Origin of the sequence: Micromonospora jinlongensis (genome assembly GCF_013410645.1) — a bacterium.
Lineage (GTDB): Bacteria > Actinomycetota > Actinomycetes > Mycobacteriales > Micromonosporaceae > Micromonospora > Micromonospora zamorensis.
Window position 1 is genome coordinate 2,886,595 of the sequence record NZ_JACCHK010000001.1, and the last position, 22,335, is coordinate 2,908,929.

Annotated in this window: 25 protein-coding genes; 8 read left to right on the forward strand and 17 right to left on the reverse strand. The window is 72.1% G+C overall.

Features of this window, described 5'->3' with window-relative positions; all coding sequences use genetic code 11:
* The first annotated feature begins 14 nt into the window (after nucleotides 1–14).
* The 3 genes from HNR22_RS12420 to HNR22_RS12430 all read left to right on the forward strand — a co-directional run bounded on the left by HNR22_RS12420 (nucleotide 15) and on the right by HNR22_RS12430 (nucleotide 2,949).
* On the forward strand, nucleotides 15–602 hold the full coding sequence (locus tag HNR22_RS12420) for an ECF transporter S component (protein WP_179780505.1): 588 nt from the start codon (nucleotides 15–17) through the stop codon (nucleotides 600–602).
* A gap of 113 nt (nucleotides 603–715) precedes the next feature.
* On the forward strand, nucleotides 716–2,152 hold the full coding sequence (locus HNR22_RS12425; protein WP_179780506.1) for an ATP-binding cassette domain-containing protein: 1,437 nt from the start codon (nucleotides 716–718) through the stop codon (nucleotides 2,150–2,152).
* Complete coding sequence (locus tag HNR22_RS12430) at nucleotides 2,149–2,949, forward strand: energy-coupling factor transporter transmembrane component T family protein (protein WP_179780507.1); 801 nt, start codon at nucleotides 2,149–2,151, stop codon at nucleotides 2,947–2,949. Before HNR22_RS12425 ends, HNR22_RS12430 begins: the two co-directional genes overlap by 4 nt.
* Nucleotides 2,950–3,133: 184 nt before the next feature.
* On the opposite strand, the gene HNR22_RS12435 is transcribed toward HNR22_RS12430, so the two are convergent.
* Nucleotides 3,134–3,547 (reverse strand): hypothetical protein, encoded by a 414-nt coding sequence (locus tag HNR22_RS12435; protein WP_179780508.1) that lies wholly within the window; start codon nucleotides 3,545–3,547, stop codon nucleotides 3,134–3,136.
* A gap of 293 nt (nucleotides 3,548–3,840) precedes the next feature.
* Between HNR22_RS12435 and HNR22_RS12440 the strand changes: the two genes are divergently transcribed.
* Nucleotides 3,841–4,137, forward strand: coding sequence for an MTH1187 family thiamine-binding protein (locus HNR22_RS12440; protein WP_179780509.1), 297 nt, complete (start codon nucleotides 3,841–3,843; stop codon nucleotides 4,135–4,137).
* 104 nt (nucleotides 4,138–4,241) lie between these two features.
* Entirely contained in the window at nucleotides 4,242–5,684 is a 1,443-nt protein-coding gene (gene gndA, locus HNR22_RS12445) for an NADP-dependent phosphogluconate dehydrogenase (RefSeq protein ID WP_179780510.1), read from the forward strand.
* A 37-nt stretch (nucleotides 5,685–5,721) separates the two neighbouring features.
* Here gndA and HNR22_RS12450 read toward each other — a convergent pair whose 3' ends face one another.
* From HNR22_RS12450 to recO, 5 genes are all read right to left on the reverse strand, one after another.
* Nucleotides 5,722–6,483, reverse strand: coding sequence for a pirin family protein (locus tag HNR22_RS12450; RefSeq protein ID WP_179780511.1), 762 nt, complete (start codon nucleotides 6,481–6,483; stop codon nucleotides 5,722–5,724).
* Nucleotides 6,480–6,707, reverse strand: a complete 228-nt coding sequence (locus tag HNR22_RS12455; protein WP_343059798.1) for a thioredoxin reductase — start codon at nucleotides 6,705–6,707, stop codon at nucleotides 6,480–6,482. Before HNR22_RS12455 ends, HNR22_RS12450 begins: the two co-directional genes overlap by 4 nt.
* Before the next feature lie 264 nt (nucleotides 6,708–6,971).
* Nucleotides 6,972–7,157 carry a hypothetical protein gene (locus tag HNR22_RS12460; RefSeq protein WP_179780512.1) on the reverse strand — a complete coding sequence of 62 codons (186 nt, stop codon included), beginning with the start codon at nucleotides 7,155–7,157 and terminating at the stop codon, nucleotides 6,972–6,974.
* A gap of 71 nt (nucleotides 7,158–7,228) precedes the next feature.
* A complete protein-coding gene (locus HNR22_RS12465; RefSeq protein ID WP_179780513.1) occupies nucleotides 7,229–8,041 on the reverse strand; it encodes an isoprenyl transferase in 813 nt (270 codons plus the stop codon).
* A 4-nt stretch (nucleotides 8,042–8,045) separates the two neighbouring features.
* Nucleotides 8,046–8,912: a DNA repair protein RecO gene (gene recO / locus HNR22_RS12470; RefSeq protein ID WP_179780514.1), complete on the reverse strand. Its 867-nt coding sequence runs from the start codon at nucleotides 8,910–8,912 to the stop codon at nucleotides 8,046–8,048.
* A 102-nt stretch (nucleotides 8,913–9,014) separates the two neighbouring features.
* Between recO and HNR22_RS12475 the strand changes: the two genes are divergently transcribed.
* Nucleotides 9,015–9,821: a DUF4097 family beta strand repeat-containing protein gene (locus HNR22_RS12475; protein WP_179780515.1), complete on the forward strand. Its 807-nt coding sequence runs from the start codon at nucleotides 9,015–9,017 to the stop codon at nucleotides 9,819–9,821.
* Here HNR22_RS12475 and HNR22_RS12480 read toward each other — a convergent pair.
* The 8 genes from HNR22_RS12480 to HNR22_RS12515 form a co-directional block, all read right to left on the reverse strand.
* Complete coding sequence (locus HNR22_RS12480) at nucleotides 9,808–10,971, reverse strand: acyltransferase family protein (protein WP_179780516.1); 1,164 nt, start codon at nucleotides 10,969–10,971, stop codon at nucleotides 9,808–9,810. The genes HNR22_RS12475 and HNR22_RS12480 overlap by 14 nt on opposite strands.
* A gap of 188 nt (nucleotides 10,972–11,159) precedes the next feature.
* On the reverse strand, nucleotides 11,160–12,056 hold the full coding sequence (gene era, locus HNR22_RS12485) for a GTPase Era (RefSeq protein ID WP_372492387.1): 897 nt from the start codon (nucleotides 12,054–12,056) through the stop codon (nucleotides 11,160–11,162).
* Between the two features lie 5 nt (nucleotides 12,057–12,061).
* Nucleotides 12,062–12,448: a cytidine deaminase gene (locus HNR22_RS12490; RefSeq protein ID WP_179780518.1), complete on the reverse strand. Its 387-nt coding sequence runs from the start codon at nucleotides 12,446–12,448 to the stop codon at nucleotides 12,062–12,064.
* A complete protein-coding gene (locus tag HNR22_RS12495) occupies nucleotides 12,441–13,865 on the reverse strand; it encodes a hemolysin family protein (protein WP_179783526.1) in 1,425 nt (474 codons plus the stop codon). The genes HNR22_RS12490 and HNR22_RS12495 overlap by 8 nt, the downstream gene beginning before the upstream one ends.
* Nucleotides 13,841–14,314, reverse strand: a complete 474-nt coding sequence (gene ybeY / locus HNR22_RS12500; RefSeq protein ID WP_088949688.1) for an rRNA maturation RNase YbeY — start codon at nucleotides 14,312–14,314, stop codon at nucleotides 13,841–13,843. Before ybeY ends, HNR22_RS12495 begins: the two co-directional genes overlap by 25 nt.
* A 15-nt stretch (nucleotides 14,315–14,329) precedes the next feature.
* Nucleotides 14,330–15,388: a PhoH family protein gene (locus HNR22_RS12505; RefSeq protein ID WP_179780519.1), complete on the reverse strand. Its 1,059-nt coding sequence runs from the start codon at nucleotides 15,386–15,388 to the stop codon at nucleotides 14,330–14,332.
* Between the two features lie 132 nt (nucleotides 15,389–15,520).
* Complete coding sequence (locus HNR22_RS12510) at nucleotides 15,521–16,918, reverse strand: serine hydrolase (RefSeq protein ID WP_179780520.1); 1,398 nt, start codon at nucleotides 16,916–16,918, stop codon at nucleotides 15,521–15,523.
* A gap of 52 nt (nucleotides 16,919–16,970) precedes the next feature.
* Nucleotides 16,971–17,330 (reverse strand): histidine triad nucleotide-binding protein, encoded by a 360-nt coding sequence (locus HNR22_RS12515; protein WP_179780521.1) that lies wholly within the window; start codon nucleotides 17,328–17,330, stop codon nucleotides 16,971–16,973.
* A 97-nt stretch (nucleotides 17,331–17,427) separates the two neighbouring features.
* Between HNR22_RS12515 and HNR22_RS12520 the strand changes: the two genes are divergently transcribed.
* Nucleotides 17,428–18,189 carry an SDR family NAD(P)-dependent oxidoreductase gene (locus tag HNR22_RS12520; RefSeq protein ID WP_179780522.1) on the forward strand — a complete coding sequence of 254 codons (762 nt, stop codon included), beginning with the start codon at nucleotides 17,428–17,430 and terminating at the stop codon, nucleotides 18,187–18,189.
* 72 nt (nucleotides 18,190–18,261) lie between these two features.
* Nucleotides 18,262–19,173, forward strand: coding sequence for a polyphosphate kinase 2 (gene ppk2, locus HNR22_RS12525; protein WP_179780523.1), 912 nt, complete (start codon nucleotides 18,262–18,264; stop codon nucleotides 19,171–19,173).
* Between the two features lie 19 nt (nucleotides 19,174–19,192).
* On the opposite strand, the gene HNR22_RS12530 is transcribed toward ppk2, so the two are convergent.
* From HNR22_RS12530 to hrcA, 3 genes are all read right to left on the reverse strand, one after another.
* The gene (locus HNR22_RS12530; RefSeq protein WP_179780524.1) at nucleotides 19,193–19,927 is read right to left on the reverse strand and encodes a 16S rRNA (uracil(1498)-N(3))-methyltransferase; all 735 of its coding nucleotides are present in this window, start codon (nucleotides 19,925–19,927) and stop codon (nucleotides 19,193–19,195) included.
* Nucleotide 19,928: 1 nt separating this feature from the next.
* A complete protein-coding gene (gene dnaJ / locus HNR22_RS12535) occupies nucleotides 19,929–21,074 on the reverse strand; it encodes a molecular chaperone DnaJ (RefSeq protein ID WP_172862226.1) in 1,146 nt (381 codons plus the stop codon).
* Between the two features lie 75 nt (nucleotides 21,075–21,149).
* Nucleotides 21,150–22,172: a heat-inducible transcriptional repressor HrcA gene (hrcA, locus tag HNR22_RS12540; protein ID WP_179780525.1), complete on the reverse strand. Its 1,023-nt coding sequence runs from the start codon at nucleotides 22,170–22,172 to the stop codon at nucleotides 21,150–21,152.
* Nucleotides 22,173–22,335 lie beyond the last annotated feature (163 nt).

Consider the following 22,335-nt stretch of genomic DNA (forward strand, 5'->3'; position numbering starts at 1 on the left):
ACTGGGAGCACAGCATGGACAACACCACCAACCGTTGGCGGACCATCGACATCGTGGTCGCCTCGGTGATCGCGGTCGCCTTCGGCGTCATCTTCTGGGCGTGGGGCCTGGTCTGGAGCGCCACCGAGGGTGCGTTCGCCTTCTTCCCGCCGGCGCAGGCGCTGCTGTACGGCGTCTGGTTGATGCCGGCCGTGATCGGCGGTCTGGTCATCCGCAAGCCCGGTGCCGCGCTCTACTGCGAGACGGTGGCCGCGGTCCTCTCCGCGCTGCTGGGCAGCCAGTGGGCCGGCACGGTGATCCCGCAGGGCATCGTGCAGGGCATTGGCGCCGAGCTGGCGTTCGCCGCTTTCCGGTACCGGTCGTTCCGGCTGCCCACCGCGGTGGTGGCCGGCGCGCTGACCGGTCTCAGCGCCGCGTTGTTCGACTTCTTCATCTGGAACGTCGACTACGCGCTGGCCGACTACCGCATCCCGTACGCGCTGATCACCATCGTCAGCGCCACGGTGATCGCCGGTGCCGGCGGCTGGCTGCTGACCAGGGCCCTGGCCAACACCGGTGTCCTGGACCGTTTCCCGGTAGGCCGGGACCGCGCCCTGATCTGACCCCGCCCACTCGCGTCGATCATGAGGTTGACGGGCGGATGGATCTTCAGAACCACCGTCAACCTCATGATCGACCGTGCAGGGTGGAGCCGGGGCTTGGGAGGGGGTGTTTGGTGGGCGGGGTACTGCTGCGCGGATTCGGTTGGCGGCATGCTGGGCGGCGCGCGTGGGCTCTGCGCGGGGTCGACCTGCGGGTTGAGGTCGGGGAGCGGGTGCTGCTGCTCGGGCCCTCGGGGGCCGGCAAGAGCACCCTGCTCAGCGCGCTGGCCGGACTGCTGCCCGAGGACTCCGGCGAGCAGGAGGGCACCGTCGAGATCGACGGGCTCGACCCCCGCAAGGGCCGGGAACGGGTCGGCATCGTCTTCCAGGACCCGGAAACCCAACTGGTGATGGCCCGCTGCGGCGACGACGTCGCCTTCGGGCTGGAGAACCGGGGAGTGCCCGCCGACGAGATCTGGCCCCGGGTGGACGAGGCGCTGCACCGGGTCGGCTTCCCGTACTCCCGGGACCGCAACACGGCCGCGCTCTCCGGCGGCGAGCAGCAACGCCTGGCCCTGGCCGGCGCGCTGGCCCTGCGCCCCGGCCTGCTGCTGCTCGACGAGCCGACCGCGAATCTCGACCCGGCCGGGGCCGAGCTGATCCGGCAGGCGGTTGCCGGGGCGCTGGACGCCGACACCACGCTGATCCTGGTCGAGCACCGGGTCGCCGAGGCGCTGCCACTGGTCGACCGGGTGGTCGTCCTGGACCCGGGAGGCGGGGTCCGTGCGGACGGCACGCCCGAGGCGGTCTTCGCCGCCCACGGCGCCGCCCTGGCCGCCGAGGGAGTCTGGGTGCCGGGTCACCCCATCGCGCCCCGGCCGGCCACCGCCGCCCCCGGCGAGCTGTTGCTCACCGCCGACCGGCTCGGCCTGCCTCCCCGGCTGGCCTCCACCGATCTCGCGGTACGCGCCGGAGAGGCCCTCGCCGTACGCGGACCCAACGGCGCCGGCAAGTCCACCCTGGCGTTGCTGCTCGGCGGGCTGCTCCGGCCAGGCACCGGCCGGGTCACCGCGTCCGCCGGGTTGGCCGGCGCGGACCATCGCACTCCCCCGCACCGTTGGCGGGCACCCGCGCTGACCCGCCGGATCGGGTCGGTCTTTCAGGACCCGGAGCACCAGTTCGTCACGAGCACCGTCTTCGACGAGCTGGCGCTCGGCCCGCGCCGCACCGGTCAACCCGAGGCAGCAGTGCGGGCGACCGTGGCCGGGCTGCTGGAGCGACTACGACTGGATCGGCTCGCCGCCGCCAACCCATACACCCTCTCCGGGGGCGAGGCGCGGCGGTTGAGCGTGGCGACGGCCCTGGCCACCGCGCCCCGTCTGTTGATCTGCGACGAACCGACCTTCGGCCAGGATCGGCGGACCTGGCGGGAGCTGGTCGACCTCTTCGCCGAGCTGCGCGACGGCGGGCACGGCGTGGTCGCGGTCACCCACGACGCGGATTTCGTCGCCGCGCTCGCCGACCGCACCGTCACCCTGCACCGGGCCGTGACCGGCGACGGTGCCCGATGATCAGCATCGAGCCGGTCGCCGCGCCCGGTGCGCCGTTGGCCCGCCGCAACCCGGTGGCGAAGGTCGCCGCGGCGCTGGTCTTCTCGTTCACCCTGCTGGCCACCCTGGACCCGGTGGCCCCGGCGATCGCCATCGCGCTCGAACTCGCCGTACTCCCGCTGTTCGGCATCCGCTACCGGGTGCTGGCCCGGCGGGCCTGGCCGCTGCTCCTCAGCGCCGCCGGCATCCTCGTCACCCTGGTGCTCTTCGCCGCCGACCGGTCCGGTCGGGTCCTGCTGGACGCGGGGCCGGTGTTCGTGAGCACCGGCGTGCTGCTCACCGCGCTCGGCCTGGTGCTGCGGGTCTTCGCGGTGGCACTGCCGGGCGTGATCGTCTTCGCGACCACCGACCCCACCGACCTGGCCGACGCGCTGATCCAGAACGCGAAGGCGCCGGCCCGGTTCGCCATCGGGGCGCTCGCCGCGTTCCGCCTGGTGCCGCTGCTCGGTCAGGAGTGGCAGATGATCAGCATGGCCCGGCGGGCGCGGGGCGTCGACGCGGGACGCAACCCGGTGGCGAAGCTACGACTGTTCGCCTCCACAGCGTTCGCGCTGCTGGTCGGGGCGATCCGCCGGGGCACCCGGCTGGCCGTGGCGATGGACGCGCGTGGTTTCGACGCCGGCACCCCCCGGACCGTGGCCCGCAGGCAGCGCTTCACCCGGGCCGACGGGCTGCTCGTCGCCGGGGCGGCCGCCCTGGCCGGCGCCGCACTGACCACGAGCATTCTCCTCGGCAGTTTCCGCCCCCTGATCGGCTGACCTGACCCCTTCTCTCCACCCAGCGCGCCGGCCGGCGTCTCTCCGCGTCGCCACGCCGGCATGATCCGCACAACATCAGCGATGGTGCTGCTTCCTTGGGCGGTGAGGCAGCACCATCCCTGAAGTTGCTGTCTGCCTCACCGCCCACGGCGTCGGGACACCGCGGCCGGTGGGTGCGGGTCGGTCAGCTGCGGCGGAAGGCGTAGCGGCGGCTTTGGCCAGCTTGTTGGCCACGCCCGCCAATCGCCCGCGTCCCGCCACCCTGCGGCGGTCCGGCCGTCGGTGCCTTCGGTCGCCCGGTCACCTTCGGCAGGTCTGCCACCACCGGCGCGTCGGCGACTGCCGGCACGTCGACCGGCGGCACCAGCTCACCCGGCAGAGCCGTCTGATTCAGCACCGCCGGCAGCGGCGGCTCGACCAGGACTGACGGCTCACCCAACGCTGCGGGAAGCGCCAGCTCGGCCAGGAACGCCGGTTCGACCGCGAGGTCCACATCGGGGCGGCTTGGTAGGAGCGCGTCATGGCCGGCCGCCGGGTCTGTGCCGGCGGAGGTGGGTGTGGCGGTACGGGACCTCTTCGGGTTGCGTCTGGCAGGCATCCGGGCCTCCTTCGGGCCGATCGACACGGCCGGTCCCGCGCTCCGGCGGTCGGTCGGTTCGGCTGGTGACCGTCGTCGTGCGACGGTCCAACGGGGAAGGGACTGCTCACCGGGGTCGGAACACAGCCAGCGCCGCCGAACGGCGGGTGGGAGATGCGGGACGCCCGGGAGCGCACGGACCGCGACGCGGGGCGGCGGGCCGGCTCGGAAGATGGGGCGTCAGTTGCGCATGCCCGCACTCTATCGGCCCCAGGTGGGGCGGTGCAGCCGAATTTCCTGGCACCATCGGCGGCATGCTGATCGCGTTCTCGATAACCCCGCTCGGTGTCGGTGAGTCCGTCGGTGACCTGGTCGCCGAGGCGGTACGGGTGGTCCGCGACTCGGGCCTGCCCAACCGCACCGATGCCATGTTCACCACCGTCGAGGGTGAGTGGGACGAGGTGATGGCGGTCGTCAAACAGGCGGTCGACGTGGTGGCCGCGCAGGCGCCCCGGGTGAGTGTGGTGCTCAAGGCCGACATCCGGCCGGGAGTGACCGACGCGCTCACCGCGAAGGTGGCGCACGTGGAGGACCGGCTGGCCCAGGGCTGAGCGCCACCGGTCGGTGACCGGCTGTTGGGCAGCGCTCCCCCATGGCCCCTGCGTCGCGATACCGTCGCAGCACATTGACACGACGGCGAGAGGTGGCGGCACGGATGGTTGAGCAGGCGAGGGCGCAGATTGGTGTGACAGGGCTGGCGGTGATGGGTCGGAATGTGGCCCGCAACCTGGCCCGCAACGGCTTCACGGTGGCAGTGCACAACCGGTCGCCGGAACGCACCCGCAGCCTGGTTGCCGAGCACGGTGACGAGGGCACGTTCGTGCCCGGCGAGTCGATGGCCGATTTCGTGGCGTCGTTGGAGCGCCCCCGCGCGGTCATCGTCATGGTCAAGGCCGGCGCGCCCACCGACGCGGTGATCGACGAGTTGGTGCCGCTGCTGGAAGAGGGCGACATCATCGTCGACTGCGGCAACGCCCACTTCGCCGACACCCGCCGTCGGGAAGAGGCGCTGCGCGCGCAGGGCCTGCACTTCAGCGGCACCGGCGTCTCCGGTGGCGAGGAGGGCGCGCTGCGGGGGCCGAGCATCATGCCGGGCGGTTCCGCCGAGTCGTACGCCAAGCTCGGGCCGATGTTCGAGAAGATCGCCGCGCAGGTGGACGGTGTGCCGTGCTGCATGCACGTCGGACCGGACGGCGCCGGGCACTTCGTCAAGATGGTGCACAACGGCATCGAGTACGCCGACATGCAGCTCATCGCCGAGGCGTACGACCTGCTGCGGGCCGGTCTGGGCGCGGAGCCGGCGGAGATCGCGGAGATCTTCCGCGACTGGAACAACGGCGAGCTGGAGTCGTTCCTCATCGAGATCACCGCCGATGTGCTCGCGCACACCGACGCGGCGACCGGCCGGGCGTTCGTGGACATCGTGCAGGACCGTGCCGAGCAGAAGGGCACCGGCCGGTGGACCGTGCAGAGCGCCCTGGACCTGGGCATCCCGATCACCGGGATCGCCGAGGCGACCTTCGCCCGTTCGCTCTCCGGCCACGTCGACCAGCGGGAGGCGGCCCGTCGGGCGTTCCCGGACGCGGGTGACAAGTGGCAGGTCGCCGACCGGGAGGCGTTCATCGAGGACGTCCGCCGGGCGCTGCTCGCTTCCAAGATCGTCGCGTACGCGCAGGGCTTCGACCACATCCGGGCCGGCAGCGAAGAGTACAACTGGGACATCGACCTCGGCGGCACCGCGACGATCTGGCGGGGCGGCTGCATCATCCGTGCCCGCTTCCTCAACCGGATCCGCGAGGCGTACGACCAGCAGCCGGACCTGTCGACGCTGCTGGTGGCACCGTACTTCGCCGAGGCGGTCGCCGCCGGTGTGCCGAGCTGGCGCCGGGTGGTGGGTGACGCGACCCGGGCCGGCGTGCCGACGCCCGCGTTCTCGTCGTCGCTGGCGTACTTCGACGCGCTGCGCGCCGAGCGGCTGCCCGCCGCCCTGATCCAGGGCCTGCGGGACAACTTCGGGGCGCACACCTACCAGCGGGTGGACCGGGACGGCTCGTTCCACACCACCTGGGCCGGCGACCGCGCCGAGTCCCCCGCCTGACCTGGGCAACGGTCACCTGGCCCCGCCCGCAGTGGGGTCAGGTGACCGTGGCGTGCATCTCCCAGACGAGGATCTCGGCTGGCTCGTCGGCGGTGACCCGCCGGCCGCCGGTCATGGTGAGCCGGGCCGCGTCGCCGGTGCCGAGCGGCCCACTGCCCTCCAGGGTGACAGTGCCGTTGGGCACGTACAGGTGCACGAAGGGCGCGTCGGGGATGGTGACCTCGTCGCCGGGGGCGAGCCGGGCGGCGTGCAGTGTCGCGTACCGGTTGCGGATCCGGATGGCGGACGCCCCGTCGTAGCGTTCCATCCCGGAGGCGATCGGCACCAGGCCGCCGCGGAGCAGCTCGTCTTCGATCTCCAACTGCTCGTAGCCGGGGTCGCCGCCCTGCTCGTCGGGGAGCACCCACATCTGCACGAAGTGGACCGGGTCGCTGTGCGGCTCCTGGTTGTCGAGTCGCCAGGCGTCGTTCTTCTCCGAGTGCAGGATGCCGGTGCCGGCGCTCATCCGCTGCGCCAGCCCCGGGTAGATCACCCCGGAGTGCCCGGTGGAGTCCTGGTGCACCAGGGAACCGCGCAGCACCCAGGTGACGATCTCCATGTCCTGGTGCGGGTGGGTCTCGAAGCCGGCACCCGGTCGCACCACGTCGTCGTTGTTGACCAGCAGCAGACCGTGGTGGGTGTTGGCCGGGTCGTAGTGCCGGGAGAACGAGAACGAGTGGTGGGAGTCGAGCCAGGAGATCCGGGTGGAGAAGCGGTCCTCGCCACGACGGACGTCGACGGCGGGGGCGGGGGCGGTCACCAGGCACGCTGCCCGGCGTCAGGGGTCGACGGCGCCCAGGTCAGCGCCGGGTCGCCGGTGGCCAGCTCGGCGATCTCGCCGGTGCGCAGCTGCGGGGTGTGGCCGAACTCGGCGCAGTGCTGCTCGGCGATCTCGGCGCAGATCTCGGCCACCTGCTCGCAGATCGGGTCACCCAGATCGGCCGCGTTCAACGCCATGATCATCTTGAACCGAAGATCCCGCACACCCACCCCAAACCGCCGTAATCCGCCACTTCCGGACCTTACCCGCCGCCCTTCCGCGAGACCCCGAAACGAAGACTCCGTCCCCCAGCCGGAACCCCTCCGCCCCGGCCGCGTCGATCATGCAGTTGTGGTGCCGCACAGAAGTAGCGAAAGGAGTGGAACCCCCTACCACAACTCCATGATCGACGGGGTCGGAGGTGGGCACACGGGGAGGCGCCGCCCACACGAGGTGTGGGCGGCGCCGGGGAGGGTGGGGGTCTGGGGTTAGAAGAAGCGGCGGCGCTTGGCCTTCTGCGGGCGCATCAGGTCAGCGCCCTTGGTCAGCAACCGGGTCACCCCGGAGGGACCACGCCGGGCCTCCAGGGTGTGGCTGAGCCGGCGAGCACCGGCAGCCGCCAGTGGCACCGCAACCGCCATCACCGCCCACTGGGCAATGCGCTTCTGGATCATGTGGGTTCACCTCCGTCAGTGGCTTCTGACGTCTCTGATACCCAGAGTGACGTGCGGGTAAGCGCGTCGATTCAGAGAACCGGGGCGACCGGGTTGGGCAGCGCCCCGCCGAAGCGCCGGTCCCGCTGCGCGTACAGCTCACACGCGTACCAGAGGTGGCGGCGATCGAAGTCGGGCCAGAGCGTGTCCAGGAAGACGAGCTCGGCGTACGCGGCCTGCCAGAGCAGGAAGTTGGAGATCCGCTCCTCCCCGGAGGGGCGCAGGAACAGGTCTACCTCCGGGACCTCCGGGTGGTAGAGGTACTTCGCGACGGTCTTCTCGGTGACCTTCGCCGGATCCAGCCGGCCGGCCGCCACGTCCCGGGCGATCGCGGCGGCGGCGTCGCCGATCTCGGCCTGCCCGCCGTAGTTGACGCAGAACTGCAGGGTCAGCGTCGAGTTGCCGCGGGACATCTCCTCGGCGGTCTGCAACTCGGAGATGACGCTCTTCCACAACCGCCCGGACCGGCCCGACCAGACCACCCGGACGCCGAGGTCGACCAGCTCGTCGCGGCGGCGACGGATCACGTCCCGGTTGAACCCCATCAGGAACCGGACCTCGTCGGGCGAGCGTCGCCAGTTCTCGGTGGAGAACGCGTACACCGACAGGTACGGGATGCCCATCTCGATCGCACCCTCGATGGTGTCGAAGAGGCTGTGCTCCCCCGCCTCGTGCCCCTTCGTGCGGGGCAGCCCGCGGTCCTTGGCCCAGCGGCCGTTGCCGTCCATCACCACCGCCACGTGCTTCGGCACCGCGTCGCCGGGCAGCGCCGGCGGCCGGGCGCCGGACGGGTGTGGTGTCGGCGGCGTCGGCGCGCGCCGGCCGGCCTTCTTCGATCGGATCACTCGGTCACTCCCTGTTCGCGCCGTCCGCCCCGGCCTCGACGTCGCCACGTGGCCGGAGCACCACGGCCCCGGTGCCATCCGGCGGCGAGGCCGTGCTGGTCGCCGAGGGACCCCGGTCGACCAGCGGCAGCGAGCGTAGCGCGCGCTCCAGGTGCCACTGGAGGTGAGCTGCGACCAGCCCACTGCACTCCCGGCGTACGCCAGCTTCGGTGGCGTCGGCGAGCACCCAGTCGCCGGTGGTCAGCGCGGACATCAGGTCGACGGTGGCCGGCGCGGGGTGGGCCGCGCCGGGTGGCCGACAATCGGGACAGACCGCGCCGCCGGCGGGCACGGAGAACGCCCGGTGCCGGCCGGGGGTGCCGCAGACGGCGCAGGCGATCAGCGCCGGCGCCCAGCCCGCGAGGGCCATCCCCCGCAGCAGGTACGCGTCGAGCACCAGGGTGGTGGCGTGCTCGCCCCGGGACAGCGCCTTCAGCGCGCCCACGGTGAGCTGGAACAGCCGCAGCGACGGCTCCCGCTCCACCGGGGTCAGCCGCTCGGCGGTCTCGGCGATCGCACTCGCCGCCGTGTAGCGCGGGTAATCCCCCAGGAACCGCTTGCCGTACAGGTCGATGCCCTCGACCTGGCTGACGGTGTGCAGTGAGCTGCCGTGGTTGCCCTTCGGGTCGCCGGCGAGCTGGAGGTCGACGTGGCCGAACGGCTCCAGTCGGGCGCCGAACTTGCTGGTGGTGCGGCGGATCCCTCGGGCCACCGCGCGCAGCCGGCCATGTCGACGGGTCAGCAGGGTGATGATCCGGTCGGACTCGCCGAGTTTCTGCACACGCAGCACCACCGCGTCGTCGCGGTAGAGCTGTCGGCGATACCCGGCCATCGGGCCATTCTCCCTCGGGGTGTGAAATCAGGGTCGGTTCGGGGTGGATGCGCGGATGAACCCCGATGCGCGTGGCTCCGCACCGGCCGTAGCGTGCTGGCCATGGCAATGCAACCCACCACCGACGCCCGCCGTCGTCGCGCCGCCACCCCCATCGCCCTGGGGCTGGCAACCGCCCTCATCGTGCTCGCCGGGTGCGACAACCTGGCCATGCGGCGGCTCGACTACGACGACACCGAGGCCGTGAAGATCACCACCATCCGGGTGCTGCCGGGTGCCGGCGACGTGATCGTCCGGGGCACCGCCGCCGCCGCGGAGGCGCGGATCAAGCGGGTGGTGCGCTACCAGGGTGGCGAGCCCAAGGCCCGGTACGAGATCAAGGGCAGCGAGCTGGTGCTGGACACCGACTGTGGCGACCGGTGCAGCGTCTCCTACGAGGTGGCCGTGCCGGAGGGCGTCGCCCTCCAGGGCGAGTCCGGCTCCGGCGATGTCGAGCTGAGCCGGGTCGGCGCGGTGGACCTGCGGCTGGGCTCCGGTGACGTCCGGGTCGCCGGCGCCTCCGGCACGGTCGGGGTGGAGACCGGGTCCGGGAACATCGACGTGAGCGAGGCCAGCGGGACGATCCGCCTGCGCGCCGGCTCGGGGGACATCACGGCGCGCCGCCTCGGTGGCGCGGCGGACGCCGAGGCCGGCTCCGGCAATGTCACAGTCGAGCTGGACAAGCCCGCCTCGGCCCGGGCGCACGCCTCCAGCGGCGACGTCACGATGCTGGTGCCGGCGGGCAGCTACCAGGTGCGCTCCAGCACCGGTTCCGGCGACGCGAGGATCACCGTCACGCACGACCCGGCCGCGACCGACGTGCTCGACGGCTCGGCCGGCAGCGGCGACGTCACGATCAGCCAGCGCTGACGTCGCTCCGTGCCGCCGCAGCCCGCTGCGGCGGCACCACCGTCCGCCCGAGGGTGGCCCCGGCGGGCTGCTCGTCGGGACGGTCGCGGCGCCCGGTGTCGGGCTGTTCGCGGCGTTCGGCGTCGGGCTGGCCGGCCAGCTCGGTGGCCTGGACCGGGCCGCCGGGGATCAGCTCCGGGCGGCGGCGGGCCGCGACGTCCTCGACCCAGCCGACGGCCAGGGTGACCAGCCCGACCAGCGCGAAGACCAGCGCCACCCGGATGGCCAGTCCCACCGGGTCCTGATGGGACCAACCCACCACGTCGACCAGCGGGGTGAGCGCCACCACGAACGGCATGTGCCAGAGGTAGATGGTGAGCGCCCGCCGGTTGACCAGGGTCACCGCCCGGTCGGCCAGCCGGCTTCGGCCCAGCCAGGCCACCCCGGCGGGGGCCCGACCCAGCACGATCAGGATGAACGCGGCCGACCAGAGCGCGTTGCCGAGGTGGTTGTCGTTGAGGTCGTACCCGCGTGGGCCGGGATGCCCGACGATCCAGGCGCCGCCGATCACCGCGAGCGCGAGGGCCACCGGGTACAGCACCCGGCCGGCGAGCCGGCGCAGCATCCCGGCGTGATGGGCGAAGCCAAGCATCCACGCTCCGAAGTAGAGCCCGAACTCGCGCAGCACCGAAGGCGCCGGGTAGATCCCCACCTCGATCGCCACCAGCAGGAGGTACGGGGCGAGCAGGGTGAGCAGCGGGGCACGCCGGAACAGCCAGAACGCGACCGGTGAGGCGAGCACGAACCACAGGTAGTCGCGCAGGTACCAGATGATGCTCAGCGCCAGTGCGCCCCAGTTGTTGGCCGGCGGGTCGGCGATCGGAAACAGCCACAGCAGCACCCGGGGGCTCATCGGCATCCCGCTGAGCAGCATGGCCGGCACGAAGACCACCGCGAGCACCCACAACGACGGCAGCAGCCGCCGCAGCCGCCGCCCGACCGCCGCCGGCCCGGACCGGGTCAGCGACGCGGCCATCAGCGAGCCGGCCAGCGCGAACATCACCGACATGGCGGGGAAGACGAGGGTGAGGGTCGCCCATCCCGTGACGTGATAGACGACAACTCGAACGATGGCCAGGAAACGGAGCAGATCGAGATAGCGGTTGCGCATCAGCCTGCATCTGGGTCGGGGACGCGGGGCGTAACTCCCCTACCCTGCGCGGTGCCCGCGCGAAACGGTCACCACCCCTACCAAACGTGAGGCTTTCCACCCAGCTGACCGAAGACGACCATGGAGTACGGCGGCGCCTCCGCCCGCACCGACCGAACCGGATCACCCGGCCGGTCGGTGCTGGTGAATCAGAAACCCAGCTTGCGCAGCTGCTTCGGGTCGCGCTGCCAGTCCTTCGCGACGCGGACGTGCAGGTCGAGGTAGACCCGGCCGCCCAGCAACTCCTCGATCTGCCGGCGGGCGTTCGTGCCGACCTCCTTGAGCCGGCTCGCCTTGTGACCGAGAACGATGGCCTTCTGGCTGGGCCGCTCCACGTACAGGTCGGCGTAGATCTTCATGACCTGACCCTCGGGGATCATCTCCTCCACCACCACGGCGATGGAGTGCGGCAGCTCGTCGCGGACCCCCTCCAGGGCGGCCTCCCGGATCAGCTCCGCGACGAGAACCTGCTCGGGATCATCGGTCAGCATGTCGTCCGGGTAGAGCTGCGGCGACGGCGGCAGATATTTGGTCATCACGTCTACCAGGGTGTCCACCTGGTGCCCGGACACCGCGCTCACCGGCACGATCTCGGCGAACTCCCCCATCTGGCTCACCGCGAGCAACTGCTCCGCCAGGCGGCGCTTGTCGACCAGGTCGGTCTTGGTGACCACCGCCAGCACTGTCGCCTTCAACTCGGCCAGCTCACCGGTGATGAACCGGTCACCGCGCCCCACCGGCTCGTCCGCCGGGATGCACAGGCCGATCACGTCGACCTCCGTCCAGGTGGACCGGACCAGGTCGTTGAGGCGCTCACCGAGCAGCGTACGGGGGCGGTGCAGGCCCGGGGTGTCGACCAGGACCAGCTGCGATTCCGGTCGGTGCAGCACGGCCCGGATGACGTGCCGGGTGGTCTGCGGCTTGTTCGAGGTGATCGCGATCTTGGTGCCGACGATGGCGTTCGTCAGCGTCGACTTGCCCGCGTTGGGCCGGCCGACGAAGCAGCCGAACCCGGCACGGTACGGCCGCGCCTCCGGGTCCTGCACGGGGCTCACTGGGTCACCGTGCCGAGCACCGTGCCGTCGGGAGCGGCCAGGTGGATCGGCGCGTCCACCGCGAGGTCACGCACCGCCGCATGACCGGCGCCGTCCAGCGTCGACGCCTCGGTCACCACCGCCGCGGCCTCCAGCCGGCTCGCACCGGCCGCTACGGCCGACGCGACCGCCAACTGCAACGCGGTGAGGGTCAACGAGGGCAGAGCGACACTGGCCGCCGCGTACGTCCGGCCGTCCTGATCCCGGACCGCGGCGCCCTCCACGGCGCCGACCCGTCCGCGGGCTCCCCGGGCCAGGACGACCAGCTTGCCGTCCTCGGCGCTGAGCGTCGCCGACGCGGTGGGGGCGGGTCGGGCGGCGGGCGCGGCGGGTGTGTCAGGCATCGGCAGCTTGCCTCTCGTCATCTCGGTAGTTGTCCGTGTCGTCCCCGGGGCCGGCGTGGTCGTCCCGCCCCGCTCTGTCCTGTTCGTGGCCCGACTCCACCCGGCTGACCAGGACGGTGTCGATCCGGTTGCGCCGGCCGGTGGTGCCCTCGGCGACCAGCCGGAGGCCGGCGACCTCCGCCTCCGCACCGGGGATCGGCACCCGCCCCAGCGACTGGGCGAGCAGGCCACCGACCGTCTCCACCTCGTCGGTGGGCAGATCGGTGTCGAACATCTCGCCCAGGTTCTCCACCGGCAGGCGGGCGGTCACCCGCACCGTGGAGTCCGCCAGACGTTCGACGGGCGGGCGTTCGACATCGTACTCGTCGGTGATCTCACCGACGATCTCCTCCAGGATGTCCTCGATGGTGACCAGACCGCCGGTGCCGCCGTACTCGTCGACGACGATGACCAGGTGGTTGCGGGCCGCCTGCATCTCCGAGAGCAGGTCGTCGACCGGCTTGGACTCCGGCACGAAGGTCGCCGGACGCATCAGCTCGGCCACCGGCAACTGCTCGGCCTCCGGGTCACCGCCCCGGGAGCGCCGGATCAGGTCCTTGAGGTAGAGCACACCCAGCACGTCGTCGACGCTCTCGCCGATCACCGGGATGCGGGAGAAACCGGAACGCAGGAAGAGCGCCAGCGCCTGCGCGAGCGTCTTGCCCTCCTCGATCCACACCATCTCCGTACGCGGCACCATCACCTCGCGGGCGATGGTGTCGCCGAGGGCGAAGACCGAGTGGATCATCTGGCGCTCGCCGTGCTCGACCACGCCGCGCTGCTCGGCCAGGTCGACCAGCTCCCGCAACTCCACCTGGGTGGCGAACGGTCCCTCACGGAAGCCGCGCCCCGGGGTGACCGCGTTGCCGATCAGGATCAGCAACGACGCGAGCGGGTTGAGCGCCCGGCCCAGCCAGCGGACCATCGGCGCCACCGCACGACCCACGGCGTACGCGTGCTGCCGGCCGATGGTGCGCGGCGCGACGCCGACCACCACGAAGCTGACCACGGTCATCGCGCCGGCGGTCACCAGCGCGGCCCGCCAGCCGGCGCCGAAGCTGTCCACCGCGACCAGCGCCACCAGCGTGGTGGCTGTCAACTCGGCGAGCAGCCGCAACAGCAGGAGCAGGTTGAGGTGCCGGACGACGTCGCCGGCGACGACCTGGAGGGTACGCGCGCCGCGCACACCGTCACGGGCCAGCTCGGCAGCCCGGGCCGGCGAGACCGCGGCGAGAGCCGCCTCGGTCATCGCGATCAGACCGGCCAGCACCACCAGGCCAGCCGCGAAGACGATCAGCTGCAGGTCAGGGAGGCCGGCGGTGGCACCGGCCGCAAGTAACGGAGGAGTGGACATCACTGGGTGCGGGTCGACCGCCAGCTGGCCAGCAGTCGGGCCTGGAGCGCGAACATCTCCCGCTCCTCCTCCGGCTCGGCGTGGTCGTAGCCAAGCAGGTGCAGCACCCCGTGGACGGTGAGCAGGTGCAGCTCGTCGGCCGGCGCGTGCCCGGCGGTCGCCGCCTGCTTGGCCGCGACCTCGGGGCACAGCACGATGTCGCCTAGCAGGGCGGGCTCGCCGCCGGCCGGCGCGGACTCACCCGGGCCGTGGTCGACGCTGCCCTCGTCCATGGGGAAGGCGAGCACGTCGGTCGGGCCTTCGCCACCCATCCAGCGGTGGTTCAGCTCGGTCATGTAGTCGATGTCGACCAACAGCACGGACAACTCGGCGAGGGGGTTGACTCCCATCTCGTCGAGGGCGTGCCGGGCGACGGCGAGCACGGCGTCAGTGTCGACGTCGACACCGGACTCGTTGGCGATCTCGATGGACAACTGCTTTCCTCTGCTTTAGCGGCGACGGCCGGCCCGGCCGCCCTGGGCGGGTCGCCCGGGCACGGCGTGGACGCCCTGCGCCTGCTGGTTCTCCCGCTCGGCGTCCCAGCGGGCGTACGCGTCGACGATCTCCCCGACCAGACGGTGGCGGACCACGTCGGTGCTGGACAACTGGGCGAAGTGCACGTCGTCGACGTTTCCCAGGATCTCCCGGACGACCCGCAGGCCGCTGCTCGTCCCGCCGGGAAGGTCCACCTGGGTGACGTCACCGGTCACGACGATCTTGGAGTTGAAGCCGAGCCGGGTGAGGAACATCTTCATCTGCTCGGGCGTCGTGTTCTGCGCCTCGTCCAGGATGATGAACGCGTCACTCAGCGTCCGGCCCCGCATGTATGCCAGAGGCGCGACCTCGATCGTGCCCGCGGCCATCAGCTTGGGGATCGTCTCCGGGTCGAGCATCTCGTGCAGCGCGTCGTAGAGCGGACGCAGGTACGGGTCGATCTTCTCGTTGAGCGTGCCGGGCAGGAAGCCCAGTCGCTCACCCGCCTCCACCGCCGGCCGGGTCAGGATGATCCGGTTGACCTGCTTGGCCTGCAACGCCTGGACGGCTTTCGCCATCGCCAGGTAGGTCTTGCCGGTGCCGGCCGGGCCGATGCCGAAGACGATGGTGTTCGAGTCGATCGCGTCGACGTACCGCTTCTGACCGAGCGTCTTGGGGCGGATGGTGCGCCCGCGGCGGGAGAGAATGTTGAGCGTCAGAACCTCGGCGGGCCGCTCGGCGCTGCCCTGCTCGAGCATGCCGACGGTACGCCGGACGGCGTCAGTGGTCAGGGTCTCGCCTTTCTCGATTAGTTCGAGCAGCTCACTGAAGACCCGCTCGGCGAGGGCGTTGTCCGCGGGCTCACCGGTGATGGTGATCTCATTGCCGCGAACGTGCACGTCACTGGCGACCGAGCGTTCGACGAGTCGGAGGATCTCGTCGCCTGCGCCGAGCAGATTGACCATGATCTTCGAGTCGGGCACGGTGATCCTGGTCTGCACCCGGGGCGGGCCGGGAGGTGGGGTGCCGGTCATAGGTCGGGCCCGTAGGGCCCTGCGCCACCTGCTCTCGATCTCGGCGCCGGCCTGCTGGCCTGGCGTGCGGACGTTACACCCATCGTATCCGTTCAACGCGGGCCGCATCGCGCCCATTTCCGCTGGCCGCGATCAACTCCCGGCCCGGAAGTCGTACCCCTCGAAGGTCTCCTGGTGGCGGGTGAACCGGTACGTCGCCCAGTGCATCCGGACCACCGCGCCGGCCTCGTCCCGGGTCAGCCGCAGCAGCTCACCGACCTCCCGACCGGAGGCGGTGCGGAACACGTCCGGCTGGTCCGGCAGGGGCGTGAAGATCGCTGGCGGGCGTCCGGCCGCGTCACCGGCCCCGCTCGCCCGCAGGGCACCGTCGCGCCAGGAGAACACGTACTCGAAACCCTCCCCCCACCAGCGACCGAGCACGCCCCGCAGGGCCGCCGGGGCGGGTGCCCCAGGTCGCCATGGCTCGATCTCGGCCGGGTCGTGCTCGACCGCTGCGGCGAGCAGCCGGTGCGGCAGGTCGAACAGTTCGGCCGCAGTGCCGGACGAGCCGAGCACCGCGGCACCCATCGCGCCGGCCGTGCCGTCGCCGCCCCGCCGGCCGTACACCCCGGCGAGGAAACCGGGCATCGCCCCGTCGTGCCCCACGTGCATCACCCGTTCGCCCTGCGGGATGAGGATCAGACCGAGCCCGAAGCCCGCGCCCCAGAGCGTCTCGTCGGTGGTGGTCAGCGGCCAGCGCATCTCGTCCAGGGTGGCGGGGGCGAGCACCGTACCGGTCGGGTCCAGTGCCGCCGGGTCGGCCAGGAACGCCGCCCAGCGCGCCATGTCGGTCGCGGTGCTCCAGAGCTGGGCGGCCGGGCCGACCGCGCCGAAGTCGGTCGGCGGCTCCGGGTGCGCCTCGTCGGAGTACGCGTCGACCAGGAAGCCGGTGGCCGCCGTCGGCCGAGGGGTCACCGTGGTGTCGGTCAGCGCCAGCGGCGTGAGGATCCGCTCGGTGAGGGCCTGCGCCCAGCTCTCGCCGCGCAGCCGCGCGACCAGTTGACCGAGCACGGCCAGGCCCAGGTTGGAGTAGTGGAACCGGCGGGCCGTCGGCAACACCCGCTCGGCCCGGTCCAGCTCTGCCACCAACTGGTCGGCGTCCGGTGCGCGCAGGCTGTCCCAGACGTCGCCGAACGGCTCGCGTTGCAGACCAGCGGTGTGTGACAGCAACCGGCGCACGGTCAGCTCGCCATGCGCGGGAAGGTCCAGGTGCCGGCCCACCGGGTCGTCCAGGTCCAGCAGCCCGTCGTCGCGACACTGGAGGGTGAGGGCCGCGGTGAAGGTCTTGGTGACCGAGCCGATCCGGAACTGGGTGCCCGGCCCCAGCGGGCTGTCGGTGCCGGTCTCGCCGACGGTGCAGCTCCAGAGCGGGCGGTCGGCCCGGTGCAGCGCCGCCGACACCGCCGGCACCCGGGCGTCGGCCTGCACCCGCCGGACCAACCGACCAAGGCGCTCATCCACCCGGCTGTCCGGCGCCGGACCGGCGCTCACGCCACCGCTCCGCGGTGCGGCGCCGAGAAACTGCGCCCGCTGGTCCGCTCGTTCACGTCAGGTCCCGGGCGAGCATCGGGCCGAGCGGCGCGCCACCGAGCAGATGTGCGTGCACGTGGAACACCTCCTGACCGCCGTACGCGCCGGTGTTGAACATCAACCGGAAGCCGTCGCCGAGCAGGCCCTCGTCCTCCGCCACCGCGGCGGACGTCGCCAGCACGTCGGCGGCCAGCGCCGGGTCACCCTGGGCGAGCGTGGCGATGTCGGCGTAGTGCTCCTTCGGAATGACCAGGACGTGCACCGGCGCCTTCGGGTCGATGTCGCGGAAGGCGAGCGTGGTGTCGGTCTCCCGGACCACGGTGGCCGGGATCTCCCCGGCGACGATGCGGCAGAACAGGCAGTCGGATCCCATCGGGGCAGTGTAAGGACTAACGGGCCGGGGGCGCCCCGGCGCAGCATGCGCCGCCGGCCTGTTCGCAGGAGAGACCGGCTGAGGCAGGATGGCCGGCATGACGGATCGGGCGGTACTCGTGACCGGGGCCTCGCGCGGGATCGGCGCTGCGGTGGCGACGGCGTTCGCGGTCGGTGGCGACCGGGTGGCAATCCACCACCGCGACTCGGCCGACGCGGCCGAGGAGCTGCGCGCGCAGTTGCCCGGCAACGGGCACGTGGTGGTCCGCGCGGACCTCACCGACCCGGACGCCGTCCGGGCCATGGTCGACCGGGCCGCCGAGTTGCTCGGCGGGTTGGACGTGCTGGTCAACAACGCCGGAACGTACGGCGAGCGGGACGAGCCGCACCCGATCTTCGGCACCTCCTACGAGCAGTGGCAGCAGCGCTGGCGGCGGGTGGTGGAAACCAACCTCACCGGTGCCGGCAACGTCACCTGGTGCGCCGCCCAGCACATGCGCGAACGCGGTGGGCGGATCGTCAACGTCTCGTCCCGTGGTGCGTTCCGGGGCGAGCCGGACCAGCCCGCGTACGGCGCCAGCAAGGCGGGTCTGAACGCGCTGGGTCAGTCGCTCGCCGTGGCGCTCGCGCCGTACGGCATCACGGTCGCCACCGTCGCGCCAGGTTTCGTGGCGACCGACATGACCACCGAGCACCTGCGCGGCGAGCACGGTGCGGCGATCCGGGCGCAGAGCCCGTTCGACCGGGTGGCCGAGCCGGAGGAGATCGCCGCCGCGGTGCACTGGCTGGCCTCGCCCCAGGCCGAGTGGGCCTCCGGCACGATCGTCGACCTCAACGGCGCCTCCTACCTGCGCAGCTGACGGCGGAACAGCCGCCCACATCACCCGGCCAGGGGGTGGTTCGCGGCCCGAGGGCGGGTAAGTCTCTCCGACATGGCCGACTCCGCGCTGCTGGACCTCACCGCCGACTACCGGGTGGCCGATGGCCACGACGACGACCCCGTCCTGCTCCGACCCGACGGGACGCCCGTCGACACCTGGCGGGAGGACTACCCGTACGACGAACGGATGGACCGCGACGAGTACGACCGCGACAAGCGGCTGCTCCAGATCGAGCTGCTCAAGCTCCAGGACTGGATCAAGGAGTCCGGCGAGCGTCTGGTGATCGTCTTCGAGGGTCGGGACGCGGCCGGCAAGGGCGGCACCATCAAACGTTTCATGGAACACCTGAACCCGCGTGGGGCGTCGGTGGTGGCGCTCGCCAAGCCGGACGAGCGGGAGGCCGGCCAGTGGTACTTCCAGCGGTGGTTGGCGCACCTGCCGGCGGCCGGTGAGATCGTGCTGTTCGACCGTTCCTGGTACAACAGGGCCGGCGTGGAGCGGGTGATGGGCTTCTGCTCCCGCAAGGAATACCTGGAGTTCCTGCGTCAGGCCCCGGAGCTGGAGCGGATGCTGGTGCGCTCGGGCATCCGGCTGGTCAAGTTCTGGTTCTCGGTCTCGCAGAACGAGCAGCGCACCCGGTTCGCGATCCGCCAGGTCGACCCGGTCCGGCAGTGGAAGCTGTCGCCGATGGACATCGCGTCACTGGACCGTTGGGACGAGTACACGGAGGCCAAGGAGGCGATGTTCTTCTGGACCGACACCGCCGACGCGCCGTGGACGGTGGTGAAGAGCAACGACAAGAAGCGGGCCCGGCTGGAGGCGATGCGACACGTGTTGCACCGTTTCGACTACGCCGGCAAGGACCCCGAGGTGGTCGGCACGCCCGACCCACAGATCATCGGGTCGGCCGGGCTGGACCTACGGCCGGAGGAAGAGGTGGTGCCGGTGTTCCCCCGGCCCTGAACGGGCCCGAAGCCCACGGTCACCAGCGGCCGAGGCGGGTGGCGAGCACGCTGAGCGCCGCCACTCCGGCGGTGGAGGTGCGCAGCACCGCCGGCCCGAGCCGCACCGGCCGGCCGCCGGCCTCGCGGAACGCGGTCAGCTCGGCCGGGGCGATGCCACCCTCGGGGCCGACCACCAGGACGATCTCACCGGTGGCGGGCAGCTCGGCGGTGGTGAGCCGCTCGTCGGCCTCCTCGTGCAACACGAACCCGGCGGCGGCGCCGGCGATCCGGCGGACCACCGTGGCGGTCGACTCGTCCGGCGCACCGGCCACCACCGGCAGCCACGGCCGGCGGGCCTGCTTGGCCGCCTCCCGGGCGGTCGCCACCCACTTCTCCCGGGCCCGTACGCCCCGGTCACCGCGCCACTGGGCCACCGAGCGCGACGCCGCCCAGGGCACGATCTCGTCGACGCCGACCTCGGTCATCGCCTGCACGGCCAACTCGCCCCGGTCGCCCTTCGCGATGCCCTGCACGGTGACGATCCGGGGTACGGGCGCGTCCGCGTACCCCCGGGAGGTGATGGTGACCTCCAGGGTGCCCCGGCGGACGGCGGTGACCACGGCGGCGGCCGTGCCACCCCGCCCGTCGGCGAGCAGCAGCTCCTCGCCGACGCGCAGCCGCTGCACGGTGGCGGCGTGGTGACCCTCGGGGCCGTCCAGGGTCAGCGCGTCGCCGGTGGGCAGCGCCTCGACCAGGAACAGCGGCGCGGACACCTCAGGCGTGCCCGTTGAACGCGTCGCGCATCCGGGAGAAGAAGCCGCCCTGCTTGGACAACTCGGCGACCTCCTCACCGCGGGTCTTGGCGAAGTCGCGCAGCATCTTTTCCTGGTCGGGGTCGAGCTTGGTAGGCGTCCGCACGTCCAGGTGCACGTAGAGGTCGCCTCGGCCGGTGCCGCGCAGGTGCGGTACGCCCCGGGCGCGCAGCCGCAGCGTGCTCGCCGGCTGGGTGCCGGCCTTGACGTCGACCGTCTCCTCGCTGTCCAGGGTCTTGATGGTCAGCCGGGTGCCCAGCGCCGCCGCGGTCATCGGCACGGTGACACGGCAGTGCAGGTCGTCGCCCTTGCGGGAGTAGACGTCGTGCGGCCGCTCGTGGATCTCCACGTAGAGGTCGCCGGCGGTGCCACCACCCGGGCCGACCTCACCCTGCTGGGCGAGCCGGATCCGCATGCCGTCCTCGACGCCGGCCGGGATCTTGACGGTCAGCGAGCGGCGGGTGCGCACCCGGCCGTCGCCGGCGCAGGTGGGGCAGGGGTGCGGGATGGTCGTGCCGTAGCCCTGGCACACGGTGCACGGCCGGGCGGAGACCACCTGGCCGAGGAAGGTGCGCTGCACCGACTGCACCTCGCCCCGACCGGCACACGCCTCGCAGGTCGCCAGGTGGGTGCCGGCCGCCGTGCCGGCGCCGGAGCAGGTGGTGCACAGCACCGCGGTGTCGACGGTGATCGGGGCCTCGACGCCGAACGCCGTCTCGTGCAGGTCCAGTTCGAGGCGCAGGATCGCGTCGGCGCCCGGCCGGGTACGCGGACGCGGACCACGGGCGCCGCCCGCGGCACCGCCGAAGAACGCGTCCATGATGTCCTGGAAACCGACGAACGGGCCGGCACCTCCGGGACCTCCGGGGCCTCCGGCACCGCCGCCGCCCGGGGCGAGCGGGTCGCCACCCAGGTCGACGATCTGCCGCTTCCGGTCGTCCGAGAGGACCTCGTACGCGGCGTTGATGTCCTTGAACTTCTCCTGTGCCTCCGGGTCCGGATTGACGTCCGGGTGGAACTGGCGCGCCAGCTTGCGGTAGGCGCGCTTGATCTCGTCATCGGAGGCTTCCCGGCTCACACCGAGAATGCCGTAGTAGTCCCTGGCCACTGCGTTCCGTGTCCTCATGTTCGTCTCGCGTTGTGCCGGTCGGCGGCCGCAGCCGGCCGCATCGGCCCTGACCAATCAGTTCTGGGCCAGCAACTCGCCCACGTAGCGTGCCACGGCGCGAACCGTGGCGATGTTGCCGGGGTAGTCCATCCGCGTGGGCCCCAGCACCCCCAGGCCGCCGACGATCGTGGCGCCCGGGCCGTAGCCGGTGCTGACCACGGAGGCGGCCCGCAGGTTGTCGAACTCGTTCTCGTCGCCGATCAGCACCCGGGTCGTGCTCGGCTCGGTCTCGCCGATGAGCTTGAGCAGCACGACCTCCTCCTCCAGCGCCTCGAGGATCGGTCGCAGGGAACCCTGGAAGTCGAGCAGGCCGCCCCGGGTGAGGTTGGCGGTGCCGGCCAGGGCGATGCGTTCCTCGTGCCGCTCGACCAGGGTCTCCAGCAGCACCGTGGCGAGCGTGGTCATCGCCGGACGCAGCTTGGGCGACGACTCCTCGACCAGTGCCTGCACCAGCGGCGGCGTGTCGGACAGCCGGGCGCCGGCGAGCTTCTCGTTGACCAGTCGGCGCAGGTCGGTGACGTCGTCGGCGGACACCGGCCCGGGCAGCTCCACCAGACGCTGCTCCACCCGCCCGGTGTCGGCGATCATGACGACCATCAACCGGGTGGTGGAGATCGGCACCAGCTCCAGGTGACGCACCGAGGAGCGGGCCAGGCTCGGGTACTGCACGACGGCCACCTGCCGGGTCAGCTGGGCGAGCAGCCGCACCGTGCGGTGCACCACGTCGTCGAGGTCGACCGCGCCGACCAGGAAGCGCTCGATGGCCCGGCGCTCGGCCGGGCTCAGCGGCTTGACCCGGGACAACCGGTCGACGAAGAGTCGGTAGCCGCGGTCGGTGGGCACCCGGCCGGCACTGGTGTGCGGCTGCCGGATGTAGCCCTCCTCCTCCAGCACGGCCATGTCGTTGCGGACCGTGGCCGGGGAGACCCCGAGCTGGTGCCGCTCGACCAGCGCCTTGCTGCCGACCGGCTCCTGGGTGGAGACGTAGTCTTCGACGATGGCGCGGAGCACGGCGAGTTTCCGGTCGTCGAGACCCATCCTCCGCACCTCCTGTCGCACGTCGGCCGCCGGCGTCCTCGGCCGGCCAGGCCGTCCTGGCACTCGACTGTAACGAGTGCCAGTCTACGTCGGCGTGCCCGCCAGCGCGATGATCAACGGCTGCCCGTCGGTGCGGCCCGCGCCACCCCGCCGGGCCGATCGA